The organism is Streptomyces sp. NBC_01485 (assembly GCF_036227125.1).
In the GTDB taxonomy this organism is placed as follows: Bacteria; Actinomycetota; Actinomycetes; order Streptomycetales; family Streptomycetaceae; genus Streptomyces.
Map to the genome: position 1 here is coordinate 6,919,155 of NZ_CP109435.1, position 24,922 is coordinate 6,944,076.

Sequence of the window (24,922 nt, forward strand, 5' to 3'; positions counted from 1 at the left end):
GCGCCGTGGTCGTATGGCCCCCGTCCCTCGTTCCCTGACACGGCGTCGTGTGGCGCTGGTCCTGGCGGCGGACTTCGGTGTCGATCTCGACCGGCATGTCATCGGTGCGGACAGGGTGGCGTGATGGCCTACGCTCCACCCGAGCCAGGCGCCTACCGCCCGACGCTGAGCATCTACTGAATGGACCTGAACGGCCGACGCGTCGGCCCGACCCAGACCTGTGTCCATTGCGGTGGCGCCGATCCGACAGCGCTGCGGGACGTTCTGCCGTGGTCGCCCGGCCGCTGTTTCCGCTGCGGGAAGGGCAGGGGATCGGCGGGCCCGATAGGCCAGGGATGTCCGGGACACGGGAGCAAATAGTCAAGACCTGTGGATCGGTGAAGTTATCGCCTGATGTTCCTGTGCCATCGAATCTCGCCTTCGCGCCATATGTCGGTGGGCATGAGCCCGGCGGCGGTGGCGACAGCGGCGGATGCCCGATGGGCGGGGTGGATGTGGGCGATGATGGTCTGCACCGGCTCCTGGATGAGCCGGTCGACGAGGCTTCGGGCCGCCTCGGTAGCGATGCCTCTTCCCTGCCACGGAATCCCTACCACCCAGGCGATCTCAGCGATAGGACCGTGGCTGGAGGGGCTGATCGTCGCCTGGAAGGTGCCTGTCAAGCATGCCTCGTCACGGAGCCGGATCACCCAGTTCAGCTAGGAGACGGCCGGGTCGGGAGAGCCTGCGGTCATGCGCTGGTAGCGCGAGCGCAGGGCTTGCGGGGTGTCCGGAGTGCCGCCGATGAAGGTGTGAAGGGCCGGGTCGGACAGCACCGCGGCCATCTCCTCGGAGTGCTCGGGGAGAAGTGGCAGCAGGTCCACCCGCCCGGTGCTGCAGGCCTGGCCGCGACGGTGTTCACGCCGTGACCGCCTCGGGGTGTTTCGACGAGCCGGCCGGGTTCGAAGCGGGCTCCGGCGCGGACGAGGGGGAAGTGTTCGACCGGCTCAGGCCGGTACTCAAGCGGCCGGAGGGGCGGGAGGCAGGGGCGGAAAGGGTGGCCGGGGCGGAACCCTCGGCCGGGCCGGACCCACGACGGGTGGCGTGGGAGGCGGGCCCTCGGGTACCTGGAACCGCTGCCGGGGCGGGGGCGGTGGCCCGGCTGGGGGCGGCGGGTTCGGGGGCGGGGGCGGCGCCGTCTCACTCTCCGGCAGCACTGGGCCGCCCGCGCGTAGCCGTTCGATGGTCTGCTCGGCACGGCGTCGGGCGTCGGGGGCGTCGTCACGTTCGTAGAAGCGGGGGAATTCTCTGCGGCCGAGAGTGCCGGTGAACAGCGGCTTGTAGCCGAGTGCGTGGGCGATCGCCATCATGCGGCCACATCGCTCGGCACTCGTGGTGTGGGGAAACTGCAGATGTACGCGGCCGCGTCCGTCGAAGTGCCTGATGATCTCCTCGTCCGTCATGAACCGTCCTCGTAGCGGGGCAGTTCCTCGGGGAGGGTGCGAGAGCCCTGGCATTCGGCCAGTTCGTAGGTGCGCTTGGTGAGTTGATAGGCGAAGTCGCTCACCGCTTGGCGCAGTGCCGCTCCTGAGACCCTGCTGTCCCCGACCACGCCGGCCTCGGCCGTGATCGCGTAGGACTCGTTCGCATCCTCAGCCCGGACTCCGCGGGGGACGCAGGGGACGTAGATGGAGGAGCTGCCGCTTTCCGAGTCGAGTTTGGCCAACGCTTCGATGCCGTCGACGGAGACGCGTACGGCATCGCTGCCCGTACTGGCCCCGTAGTGGTCGAGCCATTGCTGCAGGGAGGCGTCTTCGACTCGTGTCATGCCGGAGAGAATCGAATCCGCGCTGGTGTATATGTGGCAGGAGAACATGAGGTCTTTGCCCTCGCGCCGTCGGCTGGCCCCCTCCTCCGCCGTTCGCGTACGCGGCAGCGTCCGGATCACCACACCACGTTCGACGGCCCCGTCGCAGACCTTCGACGGCAGGCGTTCGAGGCCCGTGGTCAACCCGAACCAGGCGGCAGCGCCAGCAAGACTGAGCACCGTCAGGCAGATGAGGAACCCTTTCCCACTCGCCTTGGTCGCAGCCCATTTTCTTGTTCGAGTATCCTCAGCCATGCGGACGCTCCTTTGAATTCGTCAGGAATTCACTGGCGTCGTCCCAGCCCTCATTGACGGATACGCGGACGGCATCGCCTGCCCCGTCCTTGGGGAGATCCACGTGATGCTGCTCAAGGGCGTCCTCGACCGACCATTGTGTTTGCTGGTTGACCGAATCCCGCATTGCGTAGAGGTCCTTGGCGCTCGCATAAAGGGCCCCGTCCTTGGCGCCTTCCAGCTCTTGGTCCTCGATGAGACGGTCAACGGCCAAGCCGACAACTCCCCCGGCGAATCCTCCGACTGCGGCACCGGCGGCTGCGTGGCTACCAGGGAAAAGAGAGACGGATCCGTATCCCAAACCGGTCGAGATCCACGTCTTGACGAAATCTCCCTTCTTCTGCAGCGCTTCGTTGTAGTCCTTCTCGCCATCGACGGCGGCTTGAACGCTTTCGTCCGCCACGGAATGTCCGACGATTCCCTCGATGATTCCTGCGTTCCTGCCGATGTTTTCAAGGACTTTGTCGCGCGGACCGTCGAACAGGGACGGGTCCGAAAGATGCGCGTCGAGGAGCCCGCTGGTGTAAACACTTTCTCCCACGATGATCCCGGCCCTTCCCTCGGGATCCAGGGAGACCGCAGACAGGAACCGGGTCACGTCCGCTGTTTCCAGCCCGTTCGGAAGATCGCTGTTGGTGAGGAGCACCTGTGCGTGGGGGCCTGCGAAGGCTCGGCCGATCTCCGGCATGTAAGAAGCGGCCATGTTCCCGAAGCTTTCCCCCAGCCCCTTGCTCACGAGATCCGCGCCCCCGCCGGGCTGAGCCACCGCATTCATGACGTTGGCCATGATCTGCACCTGCGCGGCGCTGTGCGGCGGAGCCGCGGATGAGTAGTCACCGATGGAAACCCCGGTGACCGCGGCCTCCAGCGCGTGCCCGAGAGACTCTCCCCGTTCCGTGTACACGGTGGTGCCCAGCATGTGGTCCAGGTCCGACTTGGACTCGAACGCGTGCGTTGCCGCCTCGGGGTTGTGGGAGAGGCCCTCGAAGAGGCCCTCCAGCGGATCCCGTCCGTTGCCGTCGCCGAAGACGAGGTCCAGGGCGTCGTAGCCCTTGACCCACAGGTCGCGGGTGCCCGCGTCACCCGCCCCCTTGTCCGCCTTGAACACCTTCTCCCGGTAGTCGTCCAGGAACTCGGTGTCGTACTGCCCCTCCCGCATCAGGCTGCTGATGACCTGGGAGCCCAGAGCCCCGATCGGGCTGGACGAGTCGGCGGCACGGAAGTTGGTGTTCCGTTCGGCGATGAGGTCCTTCTTCCAGTCCTGCATGGCGTCCGAGTCCGAGAAGGATGCCGTGGCCAGGGTGAGACTCAGGTTGTTCTGGAGGCTCTTCATCGTCTCGAGTTCCGAGCCCCTGGCGCCGGCGTGCGCCGAGGTCATCTCGGTCCAGAACTGGAGCGTCCCCTTGGGCCCAAGGCGCGTGGCGAACTGCTCCGCGAACAGGGAGTCGCCGTTGTACTTCTCCATCGTGCGGTTGAAGTCGGCGATGTCGTCGAGGCTCATGTCGGCCGGGTTCTTGGCCATCTTGGCCAACTTCTCCGCAGCCGCGACGGTTTCGGCCGCCTCGTCCCGGTTCGCGTAGGCGGCATCGGCGAAACCGTACTTGGCCTGGTCGACGAGCAGCCGCAGGACCTTCGCGGCGCTGTTGTCGCTCTGCGTCGCCCTGGTCAGGATGCCCTGGATCTCGTCGCGGAAGGCGTCCACCACCTTCTGATCCGTCACGCCGGTCTTTCCGCTGGGGTCGGACGCCCAGTCGGGCCGGGTGTTCCCGGCGACGGTGAACGTGCCCTCACCGGTGTCGATCACGGTCAGGTGCTGCTCCGTGGCCCGCCTGATCGCGTCGTTCAACTGAGTCCGACAACCGATGAGTTCACCGCGGGTGTCGCTGAGGATCTTGGTGATGGAGTCGGCCTGAGTGTGCGCGTCGGCGAACTCGGCGGCGGTCTTGGTGATGAACTCGCGGGAGACGGTGGCGTTGACCCCGGCCCACTTGGCCTTGTCGGCCTTGGCCTTGAGGTTGCTCTCCGCGTCCTTCTGCAGGTCCGCGAGCTTCTTCGTCATCTGCTCCCAGTCGGTGACCGCTTCACCGAGCTTGGAGAAATCGCCGTGGCGCAGGGCGTCGAGGTCCATCGGAGTCAGTGGCCCTTCCGGTCGTCGAAGCCCTCGTCCAGCGTGGCGATGCTGCTGACCGCCCCGGCGATGTACGAGTCGTCGGCGGCGTGCTGGTTCTTGGTGAACCGCAGGTGGTTGGAGATGTGGGCGCAGGCGTCCAGCAGGGTCTTCGTCTGCTCGCCCCAGCGCTCCGTCACGTGGTCCAGCGCGGCGCCCAGCGCGAACCCCTCACCCTTGAGTCCGCCCGCGGCCGCCGTGGAGGCCACGCGTGCATGCCCGCTGTAGGTCGTGAAGTCCTCGAACAGGTCGTGAGCCGCCTTACCGACCGCCTCCAGGTCCTGGTGGCCGGCCACCAGGTCGCCTTGAGTGCCGTCCCCGCCCTGGTCGGCCGGGTACTGGTTGAGCTGCATCCGGGTGGCATGCTGATCGGCCGCCGCGGCCTTCATCTGCTCCCACTCCTCCCACGCCATGCGTGGACCCCTTCCCCGTATCCCGTGAAGCCCGTCCACCGAACGGGACAGTTCCGCCAAGTTCCTAACAGGCCGGATCCGTGAGCTCAGTTCAAGTGAGTTCACGGATCTCACCCTACTTTCCACAATTCACTGCCATGCGGCTTGACGGCGACGCAGCAGGGCCCTACGACTCCATCGCCGACGACGGGCCGAGGTCGAGGCGACGACGAGCCGGCGGCGTTGCTTCGATGCCAGGTACGCCCGCTCAGTACGTCTCCTCCGGCGCCAACCCCACCTGCACCAACGGCTTCCCCCGCCGTCGCGAGACGAAGACCCCCCGCCCCGCAGGCATCGGCCGAGGCCGAACCCCGCCGAGGAGGTCCCCTTCCCCGGGGTCACCCGCCAACACCACGCCCTGCGCCCCGAGTTCCTTGATGCGCTGCATGAACGCCTCGTACGACGCTCGCCCCGCACCCGCCGTCGACCGGGCGATGATGAACCGCACCCCCACGTCCCGGGCGAACGGCAGCAGCTCTGTCAGTCCCGCCAGCGGGTTTCCGCTCGACGTCGCCACGAGGTCGTAGTCGTCGACGACGACGTACACCGTCGGCCCCCGCCACCAGCTCCGGTCCCGCAGTTGCTGGGCGGTCACTTCGGCGGTGGGCGTCCGACGTCGCATCAGGTCCGCCAGCGCGGCCATGTGGTGGTCCATGGCGTTGGACATCGGGATGTACTCGGCCAGGTGGGAGGACGGGGTCACGTCCAGCAGGGACCGCCTGTTGTCGACCACGAACAGCTTGCACTCGTCGCCCGAGTAGCGCTCCGCCAACTGCTTGATCAGCAGCCGCAGCAGGTTCGACTTGCCGGACTCGCTCTCGCCGAGGACGAGGAAGAAGGGGTCCTGCTCGAAGTCGACGTAGACCGGCTCGAGGTTGTTCTCATCGAGGGCGAAGGCCACCCCGCGGCGCGGGAAACGGCCGCCCGGCGGCAGTTGACTCGCCGGGAACTCGCGCGGCAGCAGCCGCACCTCGGGCGCCGGCGGCGCCTGCCAGTGCCGGGAGACCTCCGTGGCCAGCGCCTGCGTGGCGTCGGAGAGGTCGGTGTCGGAGGCGAGGCCGTCGATCCGCGGCACCGCCGCCATGAAGTGCAGCTTCTGCGGAGACTGGCCACGGCCCGGAACCCCCGCCGGGACGTTCGCGGCGCCCTTGCGGTCGATCTCGGAGTCCATCGTGTCGCCGAGCCGCAACTCCAGGCGGTTCATCAGGTGGTCCTTGAGAGCGGCCCTGACCTCCATCGAACGCGAGGCGGTCAGGACCAGGTGGATGCCGTAGCCGAGACCGCGCGCTGCGATCTCGTGGATGATCTGGTCCATCGCCTCGTAGTCCGCGCGGAAGTTACCCCACCCGTCGATGACCAGGAAGACATCACCCCACGGCTGGTCCGTCACCGCGATGTCCCCCCTCGCCCGCCTCGCCCGGAAGTCCGCGATCGAGGGGATCCCGGCCGAACGGAAGTACTCCTCGCGGCGGGTCAGCACGCCGTACACCTCGGCCACCGTGCGCCGCACCCGCTCCGGGTCCAGCCGCGAGGCGATCCCGCCCACGTGCGGCAGGCCGGCCACCGTCGCCATGCCGCCACCGCCGAAGTCGAGGCCGTAGAACTGGACCTCGGCCGGCGTGTGGGTGAGGGCGAACGCCGAGATCAGCGTGCGCAGCAGCGTCGACTTGCCGGACTGCGGGCCGCCGACGATCTGCATGTGGCCCGCCGCGCCGGAAAAGTCCACCCAAAGGGAATCACGGCGCTGCTCGAACGGCTTGTCCACCAGACCGACCGGCACGACCAGCCGGCCCGCGCCTTCGTAGCCCGGCTGCGTGAGCCCGCGGCCCGGCACCGCCGTGAGCCCCGGCAGGAGCGCGTCCAGCGGCGGCGGGCTGTCCAGCGGCGGCAGCCACACCTGGTGCGCCGCCGGCCCCTGCGCCTCCAGACGGCGCACGATCACGTCCAGCACGGTGTCGGCGAGAGCCTCGTCGACCTCAGGACCGTCCCCGGCACGGAGCTGCTGTGGCACGGCCGCGTACCGCACCGGCACCTCGGCCGAGGTGAACAGGACAGGCCGCCGGTCCAGCGGCAGCGGGCCACTCCCCAGCGCAGCCCGCTGACCGCCCGAGCGGTAGACGCCGGACACGTACGCCGCCTTGAACCGCACCATCTCGTCCGTGCCGAACTTCAGGAACCCGGAACCGGGCACGTTCGGCAGCGAGTAGGCGTCGGGTACACCCAGTGCCGCCCGAGACTCCGCCGCGGAGAAGGTGCGCAGACCGACGCGGTACGACAGGTACGTCTCCAGGCCGCGCAACCGCCCCTCCTCCAGGCGCTGCGAGGCCAGCAGCAGGTGCACGCCGAGCGAGCGGCCGATCCGGCCGATCTGCACGAACATCTCGATGAAGTCCGGCTTCGCCGTCAGCAGCTCGCTGAACTCGTCGATCACCAGGACCAGGGACGGGATCGGCTGCAGGGCGGCACCCGCGGCCCGCGCCTTCTCGTAGTCGTGGATGTTGGCGTAGTTGCCCGCGTCCCGCAGCAGCTCCTGACGCCGGTTGAGCTCGCCCCGGATGGAGTCGCCCATCCGGTCGACCAGCGTCAGATCGTCCGCCAGGTTGGTGATCACGGCCGCCACGTGCGGCATCTGCGCCATGCCGGCGAAGGTCGCGCCGCCCTTGAAGTCGGCGAGGACGAAGTTGAGGGTCTCCGAGGAGTGGGTGACCGCCAGCCCCAGCACCAGGGTGCGCAGCAGCTCGGACTTGCCGGAACCGGTCGCGCCCACGCACAGACCGTGCGGGCCCATACCCTCCTGCGCCGCCTCCTTGAGGTCCAGCATCACCGGACGGCCGTCCTCGCCCACGCCGATCGCCACCCGCAGCCGCTCGGCCAGCGACCGCGGCCGCCAGGTGCGCAGCGGGTCCACGGATGCCGCGTCCCCGAGGTTCAGCAGGTCGGTGAACTCCAGGTTCGCCAGCAGCGGCTCGTCGTCGTCCCCACCGGAGGCCATCCGCAACGGCGCGAGCTGCCGGGCGAGCGCCTCGGCGGACTCCGGCGAGAGGACGTCGGGCGTCCCCTCGTAGACGGCGCCGTGCGCCGACTCCAGCCGCAGCGCGCCGGGCTGTACGACGATGTCCAGCTCGCCGCCCGCCTCCGTGAGCTCACCGGGGACGATCTCGAGCACCGTCACGCCCTGCAGTCCCTCGGGGTTGGCCAGGACCGAGTCCGGGGGGAGGGAGACGCCGTCCAGGACGACGACGATGTGCGGTTCGTCGGGCAGCGGCGCCGCGTTCGGGTGGAACCGCGGCCGACCGGCGAGCCGGGCCCCGAGCAGGTGTTCCAGGTCACGAGTGTCGGAGCCGACCAGCCTGCGGCTGCCCGCTCCGTCCACCGCGCCGGACGCCTGGACGTGCGGCAGCCACTTCGTCCACTCCCAGTGCGGCAGCTCCGCCCGGCCCGCCGCGACGACGAGGACCAGATCCTCGGACGAGTGCAGCGCGGCCAGCGAACCGGCCAGGGCACGCGCACAGGAGCGCACCGACTGCGGCTCGCCGCTGACCGTGACGTGGTAGAAGGCGCGCAGGGACACGGCCAGCGGCAGGTCGTCCAGGCTGTCGTGGACGGCGAGGAAGCGCTGCAGCGCGCCCGCCGTCAGCGGCTCCAGCTGCTCCACCGGGCCCGTCTCGGGGGCGATCAGCGGGGTGGCGAGCGCCTGGGCGCCGAGGCCGACGCGGACCTGCGCGAAGTCCTCGTCCCCGGACCGTCGTTCCCACACCCGGCTGCCCTCGGCGACCAGGGCCCACAGCTGCTCGGGGGAGGGGTGCAGGTAGTACTGCGCGTCCCGCTGGGCCCGCGCGGTGCCGAGCGCGGTGCGCCGGGTCTGCGCCAGGTAGCCCAGGTAGTCCCGGCGCAGGTCCGCCAACTGCCCCTGCGAGCCGCGGCGGAATCGCACCACCATCGCGATCGACATGGCCACGGTCGAGGCGATCATGACCATGCCCATGATCCTCATGAACGGCTGCCCGCTCGTGAAGAAGAAGACCACCGAGCCGCCCATGCCGAGCGTCGGCAGCAGTTGCATCAGCACGCTTTCCTGATGACCCCGCGGCAGCTCCGGCGGAGGCTGCAGGACGACCTCGCCCGTGGGCACTTCGGACGGCAGCGCCCGTGGCGGGCGCTTCACGACGACATGGCTCACTGCTCACCAACCCTCTTGCGAGCCCCCGAAGTACCGTCCGCCGCCCCGTGTCAGGCGGACGCAGGCCGCCGCGTGATCCTACTGACCACCCGTACGACCGGAGGGCGGTAGGGTGCCGGATGTTCGCGTGAGCACACCCGCGGGCCGTGCAGCGCACCAACCGGCGCGGGACCTTCACACAGCCGACGCGGAACCATCACTGAGGGGGAGCAGCAGGTGAGCATGACGGCCTCCGCGGCAGCCACCGGAGCAGGAAGCGGCACCGGAGCCGCGCCGACGGCGGGGACGGGGCTCGGCTTCTGCCGGGTCACCATCGTCGCCCCCGACAGCCGGATCGACGTGGCGCTGCCCGACGACATCCCCGTCGCCGACATCTACCCGGAGATCCTCAGGCTCTCCCGGCAGAGCCCCACCGAGGGCGCCCCGGTCGGCTACCACCTCGTCCGCCGGGACGGCACCGTCCTCGACAGTTCCCGTTCGTTCGCCGCCCAGCACATCCTCGACGGCGAACTCCTCACGCTGCGCCCCTTCGCCGAGTCACTGCCGCCCGCCGTCTTCGACGACGTGTCCGAGGCGGTCGCCTCCGCCGTGACGCGCGAGCACACCCTGTGGAGCGGCGACCTGACCCGCGCCGCGGGCCTCGTCGGCGGAGGCGTCCTGCCGGCCCTGCTCGCCTTCGCAGCCTGGACCGGCGACCCGCGCCACGACATGTACGGCCTGCCCGGCGTCCTCGCCGCGGTCGTCGGCGTCCTGCTGGTCGCCCTCGCCTGTGTCCGGGCCCGCGTCTACGACGACCGTGGCTCCGCGATCGCCCTGGGGCTGGGCGCACTGCCCAACGTGGCGGTGGCGGGCTCCGGGCTCCTCCCAGTCGCCGCCGGCCAGGGCATCGGCAAGCTCCAGTTCCTGCTGGCCTGCGCCGCGGTGCTGCTGGCCGCGGTACTGCTCACCCTGTGCTCCCCCCGTGGGGACGGCCCCTTCGTCGCCTTCGTGGTCGCCTCCGGCGCAGGCCTGGCGGCGGTGTTCGCGGCGATCCTCACGCACTGGACCCCGGCCGAGACCGCCGCCCTGTGCGCCCCCGTCGGCGTGGGCGCCCTGGCCTTCCTGCCCGGGCTGTCCATGCGCTTCGCCCGCCTGCCGATCGGCTTCGACGCCCCGGACTCCGCCCCGCGCAGCGCGTACGGCACCGATCCCACCCCTCGGGAGCCGGTCGACGCCGAGCGGATCGCCGCCCAGGCCCGCCGCGGCCACGAACTCCTGGTCGGCCTGGTCGGCGGCTGTGCGGTGATCACGGTCGGCGCCTGCGCTGTCCTCGGGTTCTCCGACGACGTCTGGGCACAGCTCCTCGCGCTGGCCACGGGCATCGCCCTGCTGATGCGCGCTCACCTCTTCCGCTACACCGCCCAGGTCGCCCCCGTGCTGGCCGCGGGCCTCGGTTCCCTCGTCCTGCTCGGACTCGGCATGGCACTCAACCCGCCGGACTCGGTGATCCGCACCGACCTGGACATCCGCACGGTCTGGCTCGTCGCCGCGATCGCGGCGGCCTCCGCGATCATCACCGCGATCGGCCTGATCACCTCGCGGGGCGGTCTCACGCCGTTCTGGGGCCGGTTCACGGAGATCGCCGAGGGCTTCGTCCTGCTGACGCTGGTGCCGTTGGCCCTGGCCGTCTTCGACGTGTACGCGGCCGCCCGCTCGATGACCGGCTGACCCCGCGGCCGAGGCCGCAGACATCCGCGGCTGCACCCGACACGAGACGAGCGGCGCCCGGTACACACCGGCCGCCGCTCACCCGTCACCACACGAAGCCGTCCGGCTACTCCGCCGCCAGCCCCCCGTTGTGCGGCGCGGGCTCCAGATCGAACTCGCCGTCCCGGGCGCCCAGCACGAAGGCGCGCCACTCCGCCTCGGTGTAGCGCAGCACCGTCTCGGTGTCGAGCGACGAGCGCATGGCGACGGCGCCGTCGGGCAGGTACGCGATCTCGACGCGCTCCTCGTGGTCCTCCGTGCCCGGCGCGCTCTGCCACTCGACGCCGGAGATGTCGAGCGCGTACAGCTCGTCCCGCTCCCGCTCCTTGCGCGCTTTGAGTTCCTTGTCCTCGGCATCGGCCATGTCGGCTCCGACCCTTCCCTCTGTTCCCACTGTGCCAACCTGTTCGTACGGTCTGTCGCACTGTTCCAACGAGCTGTACGGTCACCCTACTTGCCGTAGTTCCCCCAGGTCAGAGGTTCGCCTTTTACCGTTCGAGCCGGCCCCCGCCCCCGTACACTGCCTCCGCCGCTTCCCCCGCCCCCGGGAACGCCGGCGCCCGCCCGGCCCCGCCCGAGCCCGCCCACGCCCGGACAAGCCCGGCGCGTCGGCCTGCTACCCTGGCTCTCGGCCGTTTGTGTACGCACCCCCGGAAGAACCATCAGGCACCCCCTGAAGGCTCTGGAGGTCGCGCCCAGCGGACCCCGCCTCCCGAGTAACGGAAGCTCCCCCGAGACACAGACCGGGGGCACTCGGTGGCCACTAAAAAGACTACGAGGAGTACGCGTGCCGCTCGACGCCGCTACGAAGAAGCAGATCATCACCGAGTTCGGCCAGAAGGAGGGCGACACCGGCTCCCCCGAGGTCCAGGTCGCGATGCTGTCGCGCCGGATCTCGGACCTGACCGGGCACCTCAAGACCCACAAGCACGACCACCACTCCCGTCGTGGTCTGCTGATCCTGGTCGGTCAGCGCCGTCGCCTGCTGCAGTACCTCGCCAAGAAGGACATCCAGCGCTTCCGTGCGCTGGTCGACCGCCTCGGCATCCGCCGCGGTGCGGCGGGCGCCAAGTAGGACGCCGTGAGGGGAGCGGTTCCCGACCATCGGGACCGCTCCTTTTTGCTGTATGCACATGGCTGTACGCACCTGCTACGCACCTGTACGCATGCCGTGCACATCAGGGCCCGTCGTACGTCCTGTCCCGTGCGGAAACATGCGGAAACATGCGGAGTGTCACCAACGCTTTGTAGTGTGGTAGCACAACGCAATACGTACGACACAGCGTGATGACGTGTGATCGCCGCGGGTAGCTGCGGGCAGATGTCACCACGCACCACCGAACGAGGAGAAGCGCACCTCACCGCCGCCGGTCCTCGGTAGTGGCCCCCGGGCAGGAGAACCCCGGGTGCTTCGATCGAAGACCGGCCCGCACCGCACGGCGCGTTTCTCCACAACCGTCCCCCTGCCACACGGGCAGCGAGGGACGAAAGACGACAAGTATCGGAGAAAACGCTAGTGGAGAACGAGACCCACTACGCCGAGGCCGTTATCGACAACGGTTCCTTCGGCACCCGCACCATCCGTTTCGAGACGGGCCGTCTGGCCCGCCAGGCCGCCGGCTCCGCCGTGGCCTACCTGGACGACGACACCATGGTGCTGTCGGCCACCACCGCCTCCAAGAACCCCAAGGACCAGCTCGACTTCTTCCCCCTCACGGTGGACGTCGAGGAGCGGATGTACGCCGCCGGCAAGATCCCCGGCAGCTTCTTCCGCCGTGAGGGCCGTCCCTCCGAGGACGCCATCCTCACCTGCCGCCTGATCGACCGCCCGCTGCGCCCGTCCTTCAAGAAGGGCCTGCGCAACGAGATCCAGGTCGTCGCCACGATCATGGCGCTCAACCCCGACCACCTGTACGACGTCGTGGCGATCAACGCCGCCTCCGCGTCCACGCAGCTGGCCGGTCTGCCCTTCTCCGGCCCGATCGGCGGCGTCCGCGTCGCGCTGATCAACGGCCAGTGGGTCGCGTTCCCGACGCACACCGAGCTCGAGGACGCCGTCTTCGACATGGTCGTCGCCGGTCGCGTCCTGGAGGACGGCGACGTCGCGATCATGATGGTCGAGGCCGAGGCCACCGAGAAGACCATCCAGCTGATCGCGGGCGGCGCCGAGGCGCCGACCGAGGAGGTCGTCGCCTCCGGTCTGGACGCCGCGAAGCCCTTCATCAAGGTGCTCTGCAAGGCTCAGGCCGACCTCGCCGCCAAGGCCGCCAAGCCCACCGGCGAGTTCCCGGTCTTCCTCGACCACCAGGACGACGTCCTGGAGGCGCTGACCGCCGCCGTCCGCCCGGAGCTCGCCTCCGCGCTGACGATCGCGGGCAAGCAGGAGCGCGAGGCCGAGCTCGACCGCGTCAAGGGTCTCGCCGCCGAGAAGCTCCTGCCGGAGTTCGAGGGCCGCGAGAAGGAGATCTCCGCCGCGTACCGCTCGCTGACCAAGTCCCTGGTCCGTGAGCGCGTCATCAAGGAGAAGAAGCGCATCGACGGGCGCGGGCTGACGGACATCCGTACGCTCGCCGCCGAGGTCGAGGCCATCCCGCGCGTGCACGGCTCGGCGCTGTTCGAGCGTGGCGAGACCCAGATCCTGGGCGTCACCACTCTCAACATGCTCCGCATGGAGCAGATGCTGGACACCCTCTCCCCGGTGACCCGCAAGCGCTACATGCACAACTACAACTTCCCGCCGTACTCCGTCGGCGAGACCGGCCGCGTCGGCTCCCCGAAGCGCCGCGAGATCGGCCACGGCGCGCTCGCCGAGCGCGCGATCGTGCCGGTCCTGCCGACGCGCGAGGAGTTCCCCTACGCGATCCGTCAGGTGTCCGAGGCCCTCGGCTCCAACGGCTCGACGTCCATGGGCTCGGTCTGCGCCTCCACCATGTCGCTGCTGAACGCCGGTGTGCCCCTCAAGGCCCCGGTCGCCGGTATCGCCATGGGCCTGATCTCCCAGGAGATCAACGGCGAGACGCACTACGTCGCCCTCACCGACATCCTCGGTGCGGAGGACGCCTTCGGCGACATGGACTTCAAGGTCGCCGGCACCAAGGAGTTCGTCACCGCCCTCCAGCTCGACACCAAGCTGGACGGCATCCCGGCCTCCGTCCTGGCCGCGGCCCTCAAGCAGGCCCGCGACGCCCGCCTCCACATCCTCGACGTGATGATGGAAGCGATCGACACGCCGGACGAGATGTCCCCCAACGCCCCGCGGATCATCACCGTCAAGATCCCCGTGGACAAGATCGGCGAGGTCATCGGCCCGAAGGGCAAGATGATCAACCAGATCCAGGAGGACACCGGCGCCGAGATCACGATCGAGGACGACGGCACCATCTACATCGGTGCCCAGGTCGGCTCGCAGGCCGAGGCGGCCCGCGCGACGATCAACGCCATCGCCAACCCGACCATGCCGGAGGTCGGCGAGCGCTACCTGGGTACGGTCGTGAAGACGACCACCTTCGGCGCGTTCGTGTCGCTGCTCCCGGGCAAGGACGGTCTGCTGCACATCTCGCAGATCCGCAAGCTCGCCGGCGGCAAGCGCGTGGAGAACGTCGAGGACGTGCTCGCCGTGGGCTCCAAGGTCCAGGTCGAGATCGCCGAGATCGACTCCCGCGGCAAGCTCTCTCTGATCCCCGTGGTCGAGGGCGAAGACGGCGACGACGACGACAAGAAGGACGACACCGACAAGTGACGTCTCGTAGCTCCACGGCGACGGCCCGCACCTCTTCGGAGGCGCGGGCCGTCGGCCGTACCCAAACCCTGATCAAGGGCACGGCCGGCATCGGCGTCGTCCGCAAGACCACCCTCCCGGGCGGCCTGCGGATCGTCACCGAGACCCTCCCCTCGGTCCGCTCGGCCACCTTCGGCATCTGGGCGCACGTCGGCTCCCGCGACGAGACGCCGTCCCTGAACGGCGCCACCCACTACCTGGAGCACCTCCTCTTCAAGGGGACGACCCGCAGGTCCGCGCTGGACATCTCCTCCGCGATCGACGCGGTCGGCGGCGAGATGAACGCGTTCACGGCCAAGGAGTACACGTGCTACTACGCGCGCGTGCTCGACACCGACCTGCCGCTCGCCATCGACGTCGTCTGCGACATGCTGACCGGCTCCCTCATCCGCGAGGACGACGTCAACGTCGAGCGCGGCGCGATCCTCGAAGAGATCGCGATGACCGAGGACGACCCGGGCGACTGCGTGCACGACCTGTTCGCGCGCACGATGTTCGGCGACAACCCCCTCGGCCGCCCGGTCCTCGGCACCGTCGACACGGTCAACGCCCTCACCGCCGACCGCGTCCGCCGCTTCTACAAGAAGCACTACGACCCCACCCACCTCGTGGTCGCGGCCGCCGGCAACATCGACCACGACACGGTCGTACGCCAGGTCCGCGAGGCCTTCGAGCAGGCGGGTGCCCTCAAGCACCCCGACGCCGAGCCCATCGCCCCCCGCGACGGACAGCGCGCGATCCGCACCGCCGGCCGCGTCGAACTGATCGGCCGCAAGACGGAGCAGGCGCACGTCGTCCTCGGCATGCCCGGCCTCGCCCGCACGGACGACCGCCGCTGGGCACTGGGCGTGCTGAACACGGCCCTCGGCGGCGGGATGTCGTCCCGCCTGTTCCAGGAGGTCCGCGAGAAGCGCGGCCTGGCCTACAGCGTGTACTCGTACACCTCCGGCTTCGCCGACTGCGGCCTCTTCGGCGTGTACGCGGGCTGCCGTCCGTCGCAGGTGCACGACGTGCTGAAGATCTGCCGGGACGAACTCGACCAGGTCGCTGCCAGCGGTCTCTCCGACGACGAGATCGGCCGCGCCATCGGCCAGTTGAGGGGTTCCACGGTCCTCGGTCTGGAGGACACCGGCGCGCTCATGAACCGCATCGGCAAGAGCGAGCTGTGCTGGGGCGAGCAGATGTCGGTCGACGACATGCTGACCCGGATAGCGGCCGTGACCCCGGACGAGGTCCGTGCGGTGGCCCGCGACATCCTGGGACGGCGTCCGTCGCTGTCGGTCATCGGCCCGCTCAAGGACAAGCAGGCCGCCCGGCTGCACGACGCGGTCGCCTAACCCACCCGTAAGGAAGCAGGAACATGAGCAAGCTGCGCGTGGCGGTCCTCGGCGCCAACGGCCGGATCGGCTCCGAGGCGGTACGGGCGGTCGAGGCCGCCGAGGACATGGAGCTGGTGGCCGCCCTCGGCCGGGGCGACAAGCTGGAGACGCTGACGGAGACCGGCGCCCAGGTCGCGGTCGAACTCACCACGCCCGCCTCGGTCATGGACAACCTCGACTACTGCGTACGGCACGGCATCCACGCCGTGGTCGGCACGACCGGCTGGACCGACGAGCGCCTCGCGCGACTGACGGGCTGGCTGGCCGAGTCCCCGGCGACGGGCGTGCTCATCGCGCCCAACTTCTCCATCGGGGCCGTCCTGACCATGAAGTTCGCGCAGCTCGCCGCGCCGTACTTCGAGTCCGTCGAGGTCGTCGAACTCCACCACCCGAACAAGGTGGACGCCCCGTCCGGCACCGCCACGCGCACCGCCCAGCTCATCGCCGAGGCCCGCCGCGCGGCGGGCACCGCCCCGGCGCCGGACGCCACCACGACGGCCCTGGACGGCGCGCGCGGAGCCAGCGTGGACGGCGTCCCCGTCCACGCCGTCCGCCTGCGCGGCCTGCTGGCCCACCAGGAGGTCCTGCTGGGCGGCGAGGGCGAGACCCTCACGGTCCGCCACGACTCGCTGCACCACAGTAGCTTCATGCCGGGCATCCTGCTGGGCGCCCGCCGGGTCGTGACGACGCCGGGCCTCACCTTCGGCCTGGAAAACTTCCTGGACCTCGGCTGAGACTCTGAGGCTGACATGCGAGCCAAGCTCTCCTACGCCGTCACGGCCGCCGTCCTGGTCTTCTACTTCGTCCTGGCCGGCAGCCGCGGCGTCATGCTCATCCAGTCGGGCACGCTGCTGACGGTCACCTTCGGCGTGGCGGTGCTGATCCTGCCGGTCATCGGCGTCTGGTTCCTGTGGAAGAACACCCAGTTCGTCCGCCGGGCCAACGCACTCGCCGCCGAACTCGACGCCGAGGGCGGCCTGCCCGTCGACGAACTCAAGCGCACCCCGGCCGGCCGCGTCGACCGCGACTCGGCCGACGAGGTCTTCGCCCGGCGCAAGGCCGAGACCGAGGCGGTCCCCGACGACTGGCGCACCTGGTTCCGCCTGGCCGTCGCCTACCACGACGCCCGCGACACCCCCCGCGCCCGCAAGGCGATGCAACGGGCGATCACCCTGCACAACGCCAAACAGACCGAAACAGCCTGAGCGCCCGACCCGTTTGGCCCCCTGCGCCGGAGGGGCCGGCCCGCACCTCGTGGCGGACCGGCCCCTCCGGCGTACGTGCGCGGGATCAGCCGTGCCGGCTCCCGTGCTCGTTCCCGTGCCGGTTCTCCGCGGCCCACGCCTCGACCGAGTCCGCCGCCCGCTCGAACGCCTCGGGACGCGCCAGGAAGTCCGCCCCGTGCGTGGTCAGCAGCGGCGTACCCGCCGCGGCGGGCCGGTCGTGCCGTACGACGGTCAGGGCCTGCCCCTGGACGGTCCGCGGCAGCCCCAGCCAGCGCACCGGCTGCTGCACGGTCCGCACGGCCACGACCCGCTCCCAGGACACCGTGCGCGTGACGAGGAAGCTCACGTGCCGCAGCCCCCGGTCGCTCACCCACACGCCCACCCGCAGCAGCCGCAGGGCGCATGCGATCACCAGCAGGGAGCACCCGAAGACCGCACCGGCCTCCGACACCGACCCGGTCAGCGCGATGATGACGGCCGCGAACAGCACGTACGACGCGAGCAGCAGCGCCAGCGCGGCCACCCCGACCCGCCAGGGACCGGGCCGGTAGGGGCGCCGCCAGCGGTCATGGTCGTCGAAGGGCAACGCGACGTCGTCCGCTGCCTCGTATGCGCGGTCGGCCGTCAGGAAGGGCAGGGGCACGGCGGGTCCTCACTCGATCCATGCTGGGGCTGTGCCCGGTGAGGCTATCCGCCGGTGCCCCCGCTCACCACCATCGGGGGCCCGGATGGAGGCAGCGCCCTACGGAACATGGCGAGTGCCCGAAAACCTGTGCCCCCGTATCCGCAGACGTCCCGCACACGTCTCGCGGCATGCCCGTGACCGTCCGGCCCAACGGCCCCCGTAAAGTTGGCGCCGCTCCGAAGAAGCGATGGAAGGACCCCCGCACAGTGACCGACAGCCCCGCCGACGACCCCAATCCCAGCTTCCGCAGCGACGTCACCGTCGAACTGGTCAAGCACACCGCGTCCGACGCCGACGTGCTCTTCGCCGCCCGTGTCTCGACCGCCGGCGAGCAGTCCCTGGAGGAACTGGGCAAGGACCCCGTGCGCTCCAAAGGGCTGATCAACTACCTGATGCGCGACCGGCACGGCAGCCCGTTCGAGCACAACTCGATGACGTTCCTCATCAGCGCCCCGATCTTCGTCTTCCGCGAGTTCATGCGGCACAGGGTGGGCTGGTGCATCGCGGGAGACACCGAGATCACGCTGGAGAGCGAGGCGGGCAATCTCCGTCGGCGCACCATCGCGGAACTCCACAAGCTCTGGCATCTGGGCGTGGAGGACCACCTCCCGCACTCCGCCGGCGGAGTCACCTGGCACAGCCGCGCGGGCAAGTGGATGGCGCAGGTGCGACGCGGCGAAACCAACCACTACCTCGGCCTGTACGAGAACCGGGAGGCTGCAGAGTCCGCTGTCGCCGAGTTCCGCGAGGAGAACCCGAGTACGCGCCTGCGCAAACTCGAGTCGGTCCGGCGCAATCACGTGCGCTGCTACGACGAGGAGACTCTGCTCGCCCAGCGGGCCAGGATCGTCGACGTGATCGAATCGGGCGTCAAGCCGCTGATCAAGATCACCACCGCGTCCGGGAAGATGCTCCGCTGCACGGCCGACCACGCCGTCTTTACCCCCGAAGGCTGGCTCAAGGCGGGCGAACTCACCGTCGGTGACGCCGTCATGGTGGCAGGGACCGCGCCCAGGCCCTCCCAGGCACTGATCCCGCCGAGCCTGCGGCGTGGCATCGGTGTATGGACCTCCATGCAGCGACAGCGGCTGATCAAGGACGTCGACGCCTGCCATGTGTGTGGAGAGGAATTCCCACGTGATCAGCTCGCACTCGACCACGTCGTCCCGGTGGCGGGGGATCTGACCCTGGCACTGGACGAGAGGAACCTCGCGCCTGCCTGCGAGCCCTGCCATGCCGCCAGGAGCGGCGATGAGCAGGCATTGGCCCAGCGCGGCGGCAAGATCGCCAAGGCGGTTCCGGACCCCGTCGTCGCGATCGAGGCGGATGGCGAGGAGATGACCTACGACCTCTCCGTGGAAGGCCCCTGGCACAACTTCCTCGCGAACGGAATCGTTGTCCACAATTCGTACAACGAGGAGTCCGGCCGCTACCGGGAGCTCCAGCCGGTCTTCTACGTCCCGGGAGAGTCCCGCAAGCTGGTCCAGCAGGGCCGCCCCGGCAAGTACGTCTTCGTCGAGGGCACCGAGGTCCAGCAGGAGCTGGTGAGCCGCACGCTGGAGGACTCCTACCGCCAGGCCTACGAGGCCTACCAGGAGATGCTCGCCGCCGGCGTCGCCCGCGAGGTCGCCCGCGCGGTCCTCCCGGTCGGCCTGTTCTCCTCCATGTACGCCACCTGCAACGCCCGCTCGCTGATGCACTTCCTCGGCCTGCGCACCCAGCACGAACTGGCGACGGTCCCGTCCTTCCCGCAGCGGGAGATCGAGATGGTGGGCGAGAAGATGGAGGCCGAGTGGGCGAAGCTCATGCCCCTCACCTACGCCGCCTTCAACGCCAACGGCCGTGTCGCGCCGTGACGGCCACAATAGAGACGAGCTGCGAAGACGAGCGACGGAGACGTATGTACGGATCATCCGTGCGAAGTGTCCGTATTGCGGCATTTAGAGAAGTTCATCTAGCCTGATCAAACGGACCCGGCACTGCTTGAACCCCCGAGCAGGCAGTGCCGGGCTCCTTCTTTGTCATGACTTTTCCACACCCCCCGAGGGCAGACCCCACGGTGAGCAACGAGTAGCGTGTTACCCATGGCTCCGATCTCCACTCCGCAGACCCCCTTCGGGCGGGTCCTCACCGCCATGGTCACGCCCTTCACGGCGGACGGCGCACTCGACCTCGACGGCGCACAGCGGCTCGCCACCCACCTGGTGGACGCAGGCAACGACGGCCTGGTCGTCAACGGCACCACCGGCGAGTCCCCCACCACCAGCGACGCGGAGAAATCGGACCTGGTACGAGCCGTCCTGGAAGCCGTCGGAGACCGCGCCCACGTGGTCGCCGGCGTCGGCACCAACGACACCCACCACAGCGTCGAGCTGGCCAAGGCCGCCGAGAGGACCGGCGCGCACGGCCTCCTCGTCGTCACCCCGTACTACAACAAGCCCCCGCAGGAGGGCCTGTACCGGCACTTCACGGCCGTCGCCGACGCCGCCGAGCTGCCGGTCATGCTCTACGACATCCCCGGCCGCAGCGGCGTCCCGATCAGCACCGAGACACTGGTCCGCCTCGCGGCGCACCCGCGGATCGTCGCCAACAAGGACGCCAAGGGCGACCTGGGCCGCGCGAGCTGGGCCATCGCCCGCTCGGACCTGGCCTGGTACTCCGGCGACGACATGCTGAACCTGCCGCTGCTCTCCGTGGGCGCGGTCGGCTTCGTCTCGGTCGTCGGCCACGTCGTCACGCCGGACCTGCGCGCCCTCGTCGAGGCGTTCACCGCCGGTGACGTCCAGAAGGCCACCGAGATCCACCAGAAGCTGCTCCCGGTCTACACGGGCATGTTCCGCACCCAGGGCGTCATGACGACGAAGGCGGCACTCGCCCTGCAGGGCCTGCCCGCCGGCCCGTTGCGCTCGCCCATGGTCGAGTGCTCACCCGAAGAGATCGAACAACTCAAGATCGATCTTGCCGCAGGCGGGGTACAGCTCTGACAACAGACTTCACAACTGAATAAGCAGGCCACCGGTGCCTGCGATCCACAACGACATCTGCTTCTGCACGAACGTCATGCGCGCCACGTGCCCACCGGTACGTGGCGTGCGTGTTTGAGGAGAGTCTTTTGAGTCATCCGCATCCCGAACTCGCCCCGCCCCCGCCGCTCCCGGCGGGAGGCCTCCGGGTCACCCCGCTCGGCGGTCTCGGCGAAATCGGCCGCAACATGACGGTCTTCGAGTACGGCGGCCGTCTGCTGATCGTCGACTGCGGAGTGCTCTTCCCCGAGGAGGAGCAGCCCGGAATCGACCTGATCCTGCCGGACTTCACGTCCATCAGGGACCGCCTCGACGACATCGAGGGCATCGTCCTCACCCATGGCCACGAGGACCACATCGGCGCCGTCCCCTACCTCCTCCGGGAGAAGCCGGACATCCCGCTGATCGGCTCCAAGCTGACTCTCGCGCTCATCGAGGCGAAGCTCCAGGAGCACCGGATCCGCCCGTACACCCTCGAGGTGGCGGAGGGGCACCGCGAGCGCATCGGCCCGTTCGACTGCGAGTTCATCGCCGTCAACCACTCGATCCCGGACGCCCTCGCGGTCGCCATCCGCACGCCGGCGGGCATGGTGGTCCACACCGGCGACTTCAAGATGGACCAGCTCCCGCTGGACGGCCGCCTCACGGATCTGCACGCGTTCGCCCGCCTGAGCGAGGAGGGGATCGACCTCCTCCTGTCCGACTCGACGAACGCCGAGGTCCCGGGCTTCGTCCCGCCCGAGCGGGACATCTCCAACGTCCTGCGCACGGTCTTCGGCAACGCCCGCAAGCGGATCATCGTGGCGAGCTTCGCCAGCCACGTCCACCGCATCCAGCAGATCCTGGACACGGCGCACGAGTACGGCCGCAGGGTCGCCTTCGTGGGCCGCTCGATGGTCCGCAACATGGGCATCGCCCGTGACCTGGGCTATCTCAAGGTCCCGCCGGGCCTGGTGGTGGACGTCAAGACCCTCGACGACCTCCCGGACCACGAGGTGGTCCTGGTCTGCACGGGCTCCCAGGGCGAACCGATGGCGGCCCTGTCCCGCATGGCCAACCGCGACCACCAGATCCGCATCGTCCCCGGCGACACGGTGATCCTGGCCTCGTCGCTCATCCCCGGCAACGAGAACGCGGTCTACCGCGTGATCAACGGCCTGACCCGCTGGGGCGCGAACGTCATCCACAAGGGCAACGCCAAGGTGCACGTCTCGGGCCACGCGTCCGCGGGCGAACTCCTGTACTTCTACAACATCTGCCGCCCGAAGAACCTGATGCCGGTGCACGGAGAATGGCGCCACCTGCGCGCCAACGCCGAACTGGGCGCCCTGACCGGCGTCCCGCACGACCGCATCGTCATCGCCGAGGACGGCGTGGTCGTCGACCTCATCGAGGGCAAGGCGAGGATCTCCGGCAAGGTCCAGGCGGGTTACGTCTACGTCGACGGCCTCTCGGTCGGCGACGTCGGCGAGCCGGCCCTGAAGGACCGGAAGATCCTGGGCGACGAGGGCATCATCTCGGTCTTCGTCGTCGTGGACTCCTCCACCGGCAAGATCACGGGGGGCCCGCACATCCAGGCCCGCGGCTCCGGCATCGAGGACTCGGCCTTCTCGGCCGTCACCCCGAAGATCGCCGAGGTCCTGGAACGCTCGGCCCAGGACGGCGTCGTCGAACCCCACCAGATGCAGCAACTCATCCGCCGCACCCTGGGCAAGTGGGTCTCCGACACCTATCGCCGCAGGCCGATGATCCTCCCGGTCGTGGTGGAGGTCTGAGCGACGTACGCCCCCTCGTACACGTGAACTAGGAGCGGGGCGCCTCGATTTGCATCGGGGCGCCCCGCTCAAGTACGTTTACGGCTCCGCCTGAAGGGGAACCCGGCAGCTTCGTGCTCCGGAACCAGTCCCCCGGAGGGGCCGGGAAAACCGACTCAGAACTTCTGATAAAGTCGGAACCGCCGGAAAGGGAAACCGCGAAAGAAAAGCGGGAACCTGGAAAGCACCGAGGAAATCGGATCGGGAAACGGTCTGGTAGAGTCGGAAACGCAAGACCGAAGGGAAAAGCCCGGAGGAAAGCCTGAGAGAGTCTCTCGGGTGAGTACAAAGGAAGCGTCCGTTCCTTGAGAACTCAACAGCGTGCCAAAAATCAACGCCAGATATGTTGATACCCCGTTCCCGGCAGTGATAGCCGGGGATGAGGTTCCTTTGAAACAAAACACAGCGAGGACGCTGTGAACGGCCGGGCTTATTCCGCCTGGCTGTTCCGCTCTCGTGGTGTCGACCCGCGCTTTTAATTAAGCATAGTCGGGAAAACATTCACGGAGAGTTTGATCCTGGCTCAGGACGAACGCTGGCGGCGTGCTTAACACATGCAAGTCGAACGATGAAGCCTTTCGGGGTGGATTAGTGGCGAACGGGTGAGTAACACGTGGGCAATCTGCCCTTCACTCTGGGACAAGCCCTGGAAACGGGGTCTAATACCGGATGATACTTCCACTCGCATGGGTGGGGGTTGAAAGCTCCGGCGGTGAAGGATGAGCCCGCGGCCTATCAGCTTGTTGGTGAGGTAATGGCTCACCAAGGCGACGACGGGTAGCCGGCCTGAGAGGGCGACCGGCCACACTGGGACTGAGACACGGCCCAGACTCCTACGGGAGGCAGCAGTGGGGAATATTGCACAATGGGCGAAAGCCTGATGCAGCGACGCCGCGTGAGGGATGACGGCCTTCGGGTTGTAAACCTCTTTCAGCAGGGAAGAAGCGAGAGTGACGGTACCTGCAGAAGAAGCGCCGGCTAACTACGTGCCAGCAGCCGCGGTAATACGTAGGGCGCAAGCGTTGTCCGGAATTATTGGGCGTAAAGAGCTCGTAGGCGGTCTGTCACGTCGGATGTGAAAGCCCGGGGCTTAACCCCGGGTCTGCATTCGATACGGGCAGACTAGAGTGTGGTAGGGGAGATCGGAATTCCTGGTGTAGCGGTGAAATGCGCAGATATCAGGAGGAACACCGGTGGCGAAGGCGGATCTCTGGGCCATTACTGACGCTGAGGAGCGAAAGCGTGGGGAGCGAACAGGATTAGATACCCTGGTAGTCCACGCCGTAAACGGTGGGAACTAGGTGTTGGCGACATTCCACGTCGTCGGTGCCGCAGCTAACGCATTAAGTTCCCCGCCTGGGGAGTACGGCCGCAAGGCTAAAACTCAAAGGAATTGACGGGGGCCCGCACAAGCAGCGGAGCATGTGGCTTAATTCGACGCAACGCGAAGAACCTTACCAAGGCTTGACATACACCGGAAACGGCCAGAGATGGTCGCCCCCTTGTGGTCGGTGTACAGGTGGTGCATGGCTGTCGTCAGCTCGTGTCGTGAGATGTTGGGTTAAGTCCCGCAACGAGCGCAACCCTTGTTCTGTGTTGCCAGCATGCCCTTCGGGGTGATGGGGACTCACAGGAGACTGCCGGGGTCAACTCGGAGGAAGGTGGGGACGACGTCAAGTCATCATGCCCCTTATGTCTTGGGCTGCACACGTGCTACAATGGCCGGTACAAAGAGCTGCGAAACCGTGAGGTGGAGCGAATCTCAAAAAGCCGGTCTCAGTTCGGATTGGGGTCTGCAACTCGACCCCATGAAGTCGGAGTTGCTAGTAATCGCAGATCAGCATTGCTGCGGTGAATACGTTCCCGGGCCTTGTACACACCGCCCGTCACGTCACGAAAGTCGGTAACACCCGAAGCCGGTGGCCCAACCCCTCACGGGGAGGGAGCTGTCGAAGGTGGGACTGGCGATTGGGACGAAGTCGTAACAAGGTAGCCGTACCGGAAGGTGCGGCTGGATCACCTCCTTTCTAAGGAGCATCTAGGCTGCCGGGCTTGCCCGGTGGTCCAGGGCCATTACGTCGGCGTATGTCCGACGGTGGTTGCTCAAGGGTGGAACGTTGATTATTCGGCCGGTTTCCGGGTCGGAGGCTGCAAGTACTGCTCGTAAGGGTGTGGAAAGCATGATCTTCGGGCGGGGGTTGGTCGGGCACGCTGTTGGGTGTCTGAGGGTATGGCCGCAAGGTCTGTCTTCAGTGCCGGCCCCAGTGCACTCCGACCCGGTGAGGGTTGGGGGTGATGGGTGGCTGGTCGTTGTTTGAGAACTGCACAGTGG

The 24,922-nt window shown here is 68.5% G+C and carries 14 protein-coding genes, 1 rRNA gene and 4 pseudogenes; 12 read left to right on the top strand and 7 right to left on the bottom strand.

Features of this window, described 5'->3' with window-relative positions:
* Positions 1–383: 383 nt before the first annotated feature.
* The 5 genes and pseudogenes from OG352_RS31440 to eccCa form a co-directional block, all read right to left on the bottom strand.
* Positions 384–863: pseudogene (locus OG352_RS31440) on the bottom strand (GNAT family N-acetyltransferase).
* A gap of 575 nt (positions 864–1,438) precedes the next feature.
* Positions 1,439–2,101: a hypothetical protein gene (locus OG352_RS31445; RefSeq protein ID WP_329221591.1), complete on the bottom strand. Its 663-nt coding sequence runs from the start codon at positions 2,099–2,101 to the stop codon at positions 1,439–1,441.
* The gene (locus OG352_RS31450; RefSeq protein WP_329221592.1) at positions 2,094–4,268 is read right to left on the bottom strand and encodes a hypothetical protein; all 2,175 of its coding nucleotides are present in this window, start codon (positions 4,266–4,268) and stop codon (positions 2,094–2,096) included. The genes OG352_RS31445 and OG352_RS31450 overlap by 8 nt, the downstream gene beginning before the upstream one ends.
* Before the next feature lie 5 nt (positions 4,269–4,273).
* Positions 4,274–4,720, bottom strand: coding sequence for a hypothetical protein (locus tag OG352_RS31455; protein WP_329221593.1), 447 nt, complete (start codon positions 4,718–4,720; stop codon positions 4,274–4,276).
* A 247-nt stretch (positions 4,721–4,967) separates the two neighbouring features.
* Positions 4,968–8,939 carry a type VII secretion protein EccCa gene (eccCa, locus tag OG352_RS31460; protein WP_329221594.1) on the bottom strand — a complete coding sequence of 1,324 codons (3,972 nt, stop codon included), beginning with the start codon at positions 8,937–8,939 and terminating at the stop codon, positions 4,968–4,970.
* Positions 8,940–9,161: 222 nt separating this feature from the next.
* Here eccCa and eccD point away from each other — a divergent pair, with 222 nt between their 5' ends.
* Complete coding sequence (gene eccD, locus OG352_RS31465; protein ID WP_329224033.1) at positions 9,162–10,646, top strand: type VII secretion integral membrane protein EccD; 1,485 nt, start codon at positions 9,162–9,164, stop codon at positions 10,644–10,646.
* A gap of 106 nt (positions 10,647–10,752) precedes the next feature.
* On the opposite strand, the gene OG352_RS31470 is transcribed toward eccD, so the two are convergent.
* The gene (locus OG352_RS31470) at positions 10,753–11,049 is read right to left on the bottom strand and encodes a DUF397 domain-containing protein (protein WP_329221595.1); all 297 of its coding nucleotides are present in this window, start codon (positions 11,047–11,049) and stop codon (positions 10,753–10,755) included.
* Between the two features lie 423 nt (positions 11,050–11,472).
* Here OG352_RS31470 and rpsO point away from each other — a divergent pair, with 423 nt between their 5' ends.
* The 5 genes from rpsO to OG352_RS31495 all read left to right on the top strand — a co-directional run bounded on the left by rpsO (position 11,473) and on the right by OG352_RS31495 (position 17,047).
* On the top strand, positions 11,473–11,760 hold the full coding sequence (gene rpsO / locus OG352_RS31475) for a 30S ribosomal protein S15 (protein WP_093779816.1): 288 nt from the start codon (positions 11,473–11,475) through the stop codon (positions 11,758–11,760).
* A gap of 441 nt (positions 11,761–12,201) precedes the next feature.
* Positions 12,202–14,424 (top strand): polyribonucleotide nucleotidyltransferase, encoded by a 2,223-nt coding sequence (locus tag OG352_RS31480; protein WP_329221596.1) that lies wholly within the window; start codon positions 12,202–12,204, stop codon positions 14,422–14,424.
* On the top strand, positions 14,421–15,800 hold the full coding sequence (locus OG352_RS31485; protein WP_329221597.1) for a M16 family metallopeptidase: 1,380 nt from the start codon (positions 14,421–14,423) through the stop codon (positions 15,798–15,800). The genes OG352_RS31480 and OG352_RS31485 overlap by 4 nt, the downstream gene beginning before the upstream one ends.
* A gap of 23 nt (positions 15,801–15,823) precedes the next feature.
* The gene (dapB, locus tag OG352_RS31490) at positions 15,824–16,576 is read left to right on the top strand and encodes a 4-hydroxy-tetrahydrodipicolinate reductase (protein WP_329221599.1); all 753 of its coding nucleotides are present in this window, start codon (positions 15,824–15,826) and stop codon (positions 16,574–16,576) included.
* A gap of 15 nt (positions 16,577–16,591) precedes the next feature.
* Positions 16,592–17,047, top strand: a complete 456-nt coding sequence (locus tag OG352_RS31495) for a hypothetical protein (protein ID WP_329221600.1) — start codon at positions 16,592–16,594, stop codon at positions 17,045–17,047.
* An 85-nt stretch (positions 17,048–17,132) separates the two neighbouring features.
* On the opposite strand, the gene OG352_RS31500 is transcribed toward OG352_RS31495, so the two are convergent.
* On the bottom strand, positions 17,133–17,711 hold the full coding sequence (locus OG352_RS31500) for a hypothetical protein (RefSeq protein ID WP_329221601.1): 579 nt from the start codon (positions 17,709–17,711) through the stop codon (positions 17,133–17,135).
* A gap of 248 nt (positions 17,712–17,959) precedes the next feature.
* On the opposite strand from OG352_RS31500, the pseudogene OG352_RS31505 reads away from it, so the two are divergent.
* The 6 genes and pseudogenes from OG352_RS31505 to OG352_RS31530 form a co-directional block, all read left to right on the top strand.
* Positions 17,960–18,250, top strand: a pseudogene (locus OG352_RS31505) (FAD-dependent thymidylate synthase); the annotation flags it as partial.
* A gap of 159 nt (positions 18,251–18,409) precedes the next feature.
* A pseudogene (locus OG352_RS31510) lies at positions 18,410–19,156 on the top strand (HNH endonuclease); the annotation flags it as partial.
* 3 nt (positions 19,157–19,159) lie between these two features.
* A pseudogene (gene thyX / locus OG352_RS31515) lies at positions 19,160–19,609 on the top strand (FAD-dependent thymidylate synthase); the annotation flags it as partial.
* 228 nt (positions 19,610–19,837) lie between these two features.
* Positions 19,838–20,737 carry a 4-hydroxy-tetrahydrodipicolinate synthase gene (dapA, locus tag OG352_RS31520; RefSeq protein WP_329221603.1) on the top strand — a complete coding sequence of 300 codons (900 nt, stop codon included), beginning with the start codon at positions 19,838–19,840 and terminating at the stop codon, positions 20,735–20,737.
* Positions 20,738–20,865: 128 nt separating this feature from the next.
* On the top strand, positions 20,866–22,551 hold the full coding sequence (locus OG352_RS31525) for a ribonuclease J (protein WP_329221605.1): 1,686 nt from the start codon (positions 20,866–20,868) through the stop codon (positions 22,549–22,551).
* Between the two features lie 539 nt (positions 22,552–23,090).
* Positions 23,091–24,617, top strand: a 16S ribosomal RNA gene (locus OG352_RS31530).
* Positions 24,618–24,922: the final 305 nt, after the last annotated feature.

What these genes read in the sequence shown, in the direction of transcription:
- OG352_RS31445 (WP_329221591.1), bottom strand. Translation starts at nt 2,101, where the DNA reads ATGGCTGAGGATACTCGAACAAGAAAATGGGCTGCGACCAAGGCGAGT.
- OG352_RS31450 (WP_329221592.1), bottom strand. Translation starts at nt 4,268, where the DNA reads ATGGACCTCGACGCCCTGCGCCACGGCGATTTCTCCAAGCTCGGTGAA.
- OG352_RS31455 (WP_329221593.1), bottom strand. Translation starts at nt 4,720, where the DNA reads ATGGCGTGGGAGGAGTGGGAGCAGATGAAGGCCGCGGCGGCCGATCAG.
- eccD (WP_329224033.1), top strand. Translation starts at nt 9,162, where the DNA reads ATGACGGCCTCCGCGGCAGCCACCGGAGCAGGAAGCGGCACCGGAGCC.
- OG352_RS31470 (WP_329221595.1), bottom strand. Translation starts at nt 11,049, where the DNA reads ATGGCCGATGCCGAGGACAAGGAACTCAAAGCGCGCAAGGAGCGGGAG.
- dapB (WP_329221599.1), top strand. Translation starts at nt 15,824, where the DNA reads ATGAGCAAGCTGCGCGTGGCGGTCCTCGGCGCCAACGGCCGGATCGGC.
- OG352_RS31495 (WP_329221600.1), top strand. Translation starts at nt 16,592, where the DNA reads ATGCGAGCCAAGCTCTCCTACGCCGTCACGGCCGCCGTCCTGGTCTTC.
- dapA (WP_329221603.1), top strand. Translation starts at nt 19,838, where the DNA reads ATGGCTCCGATCTCCACTCCGCAGACCCCCTTCGGGCGGGTCCTCACC.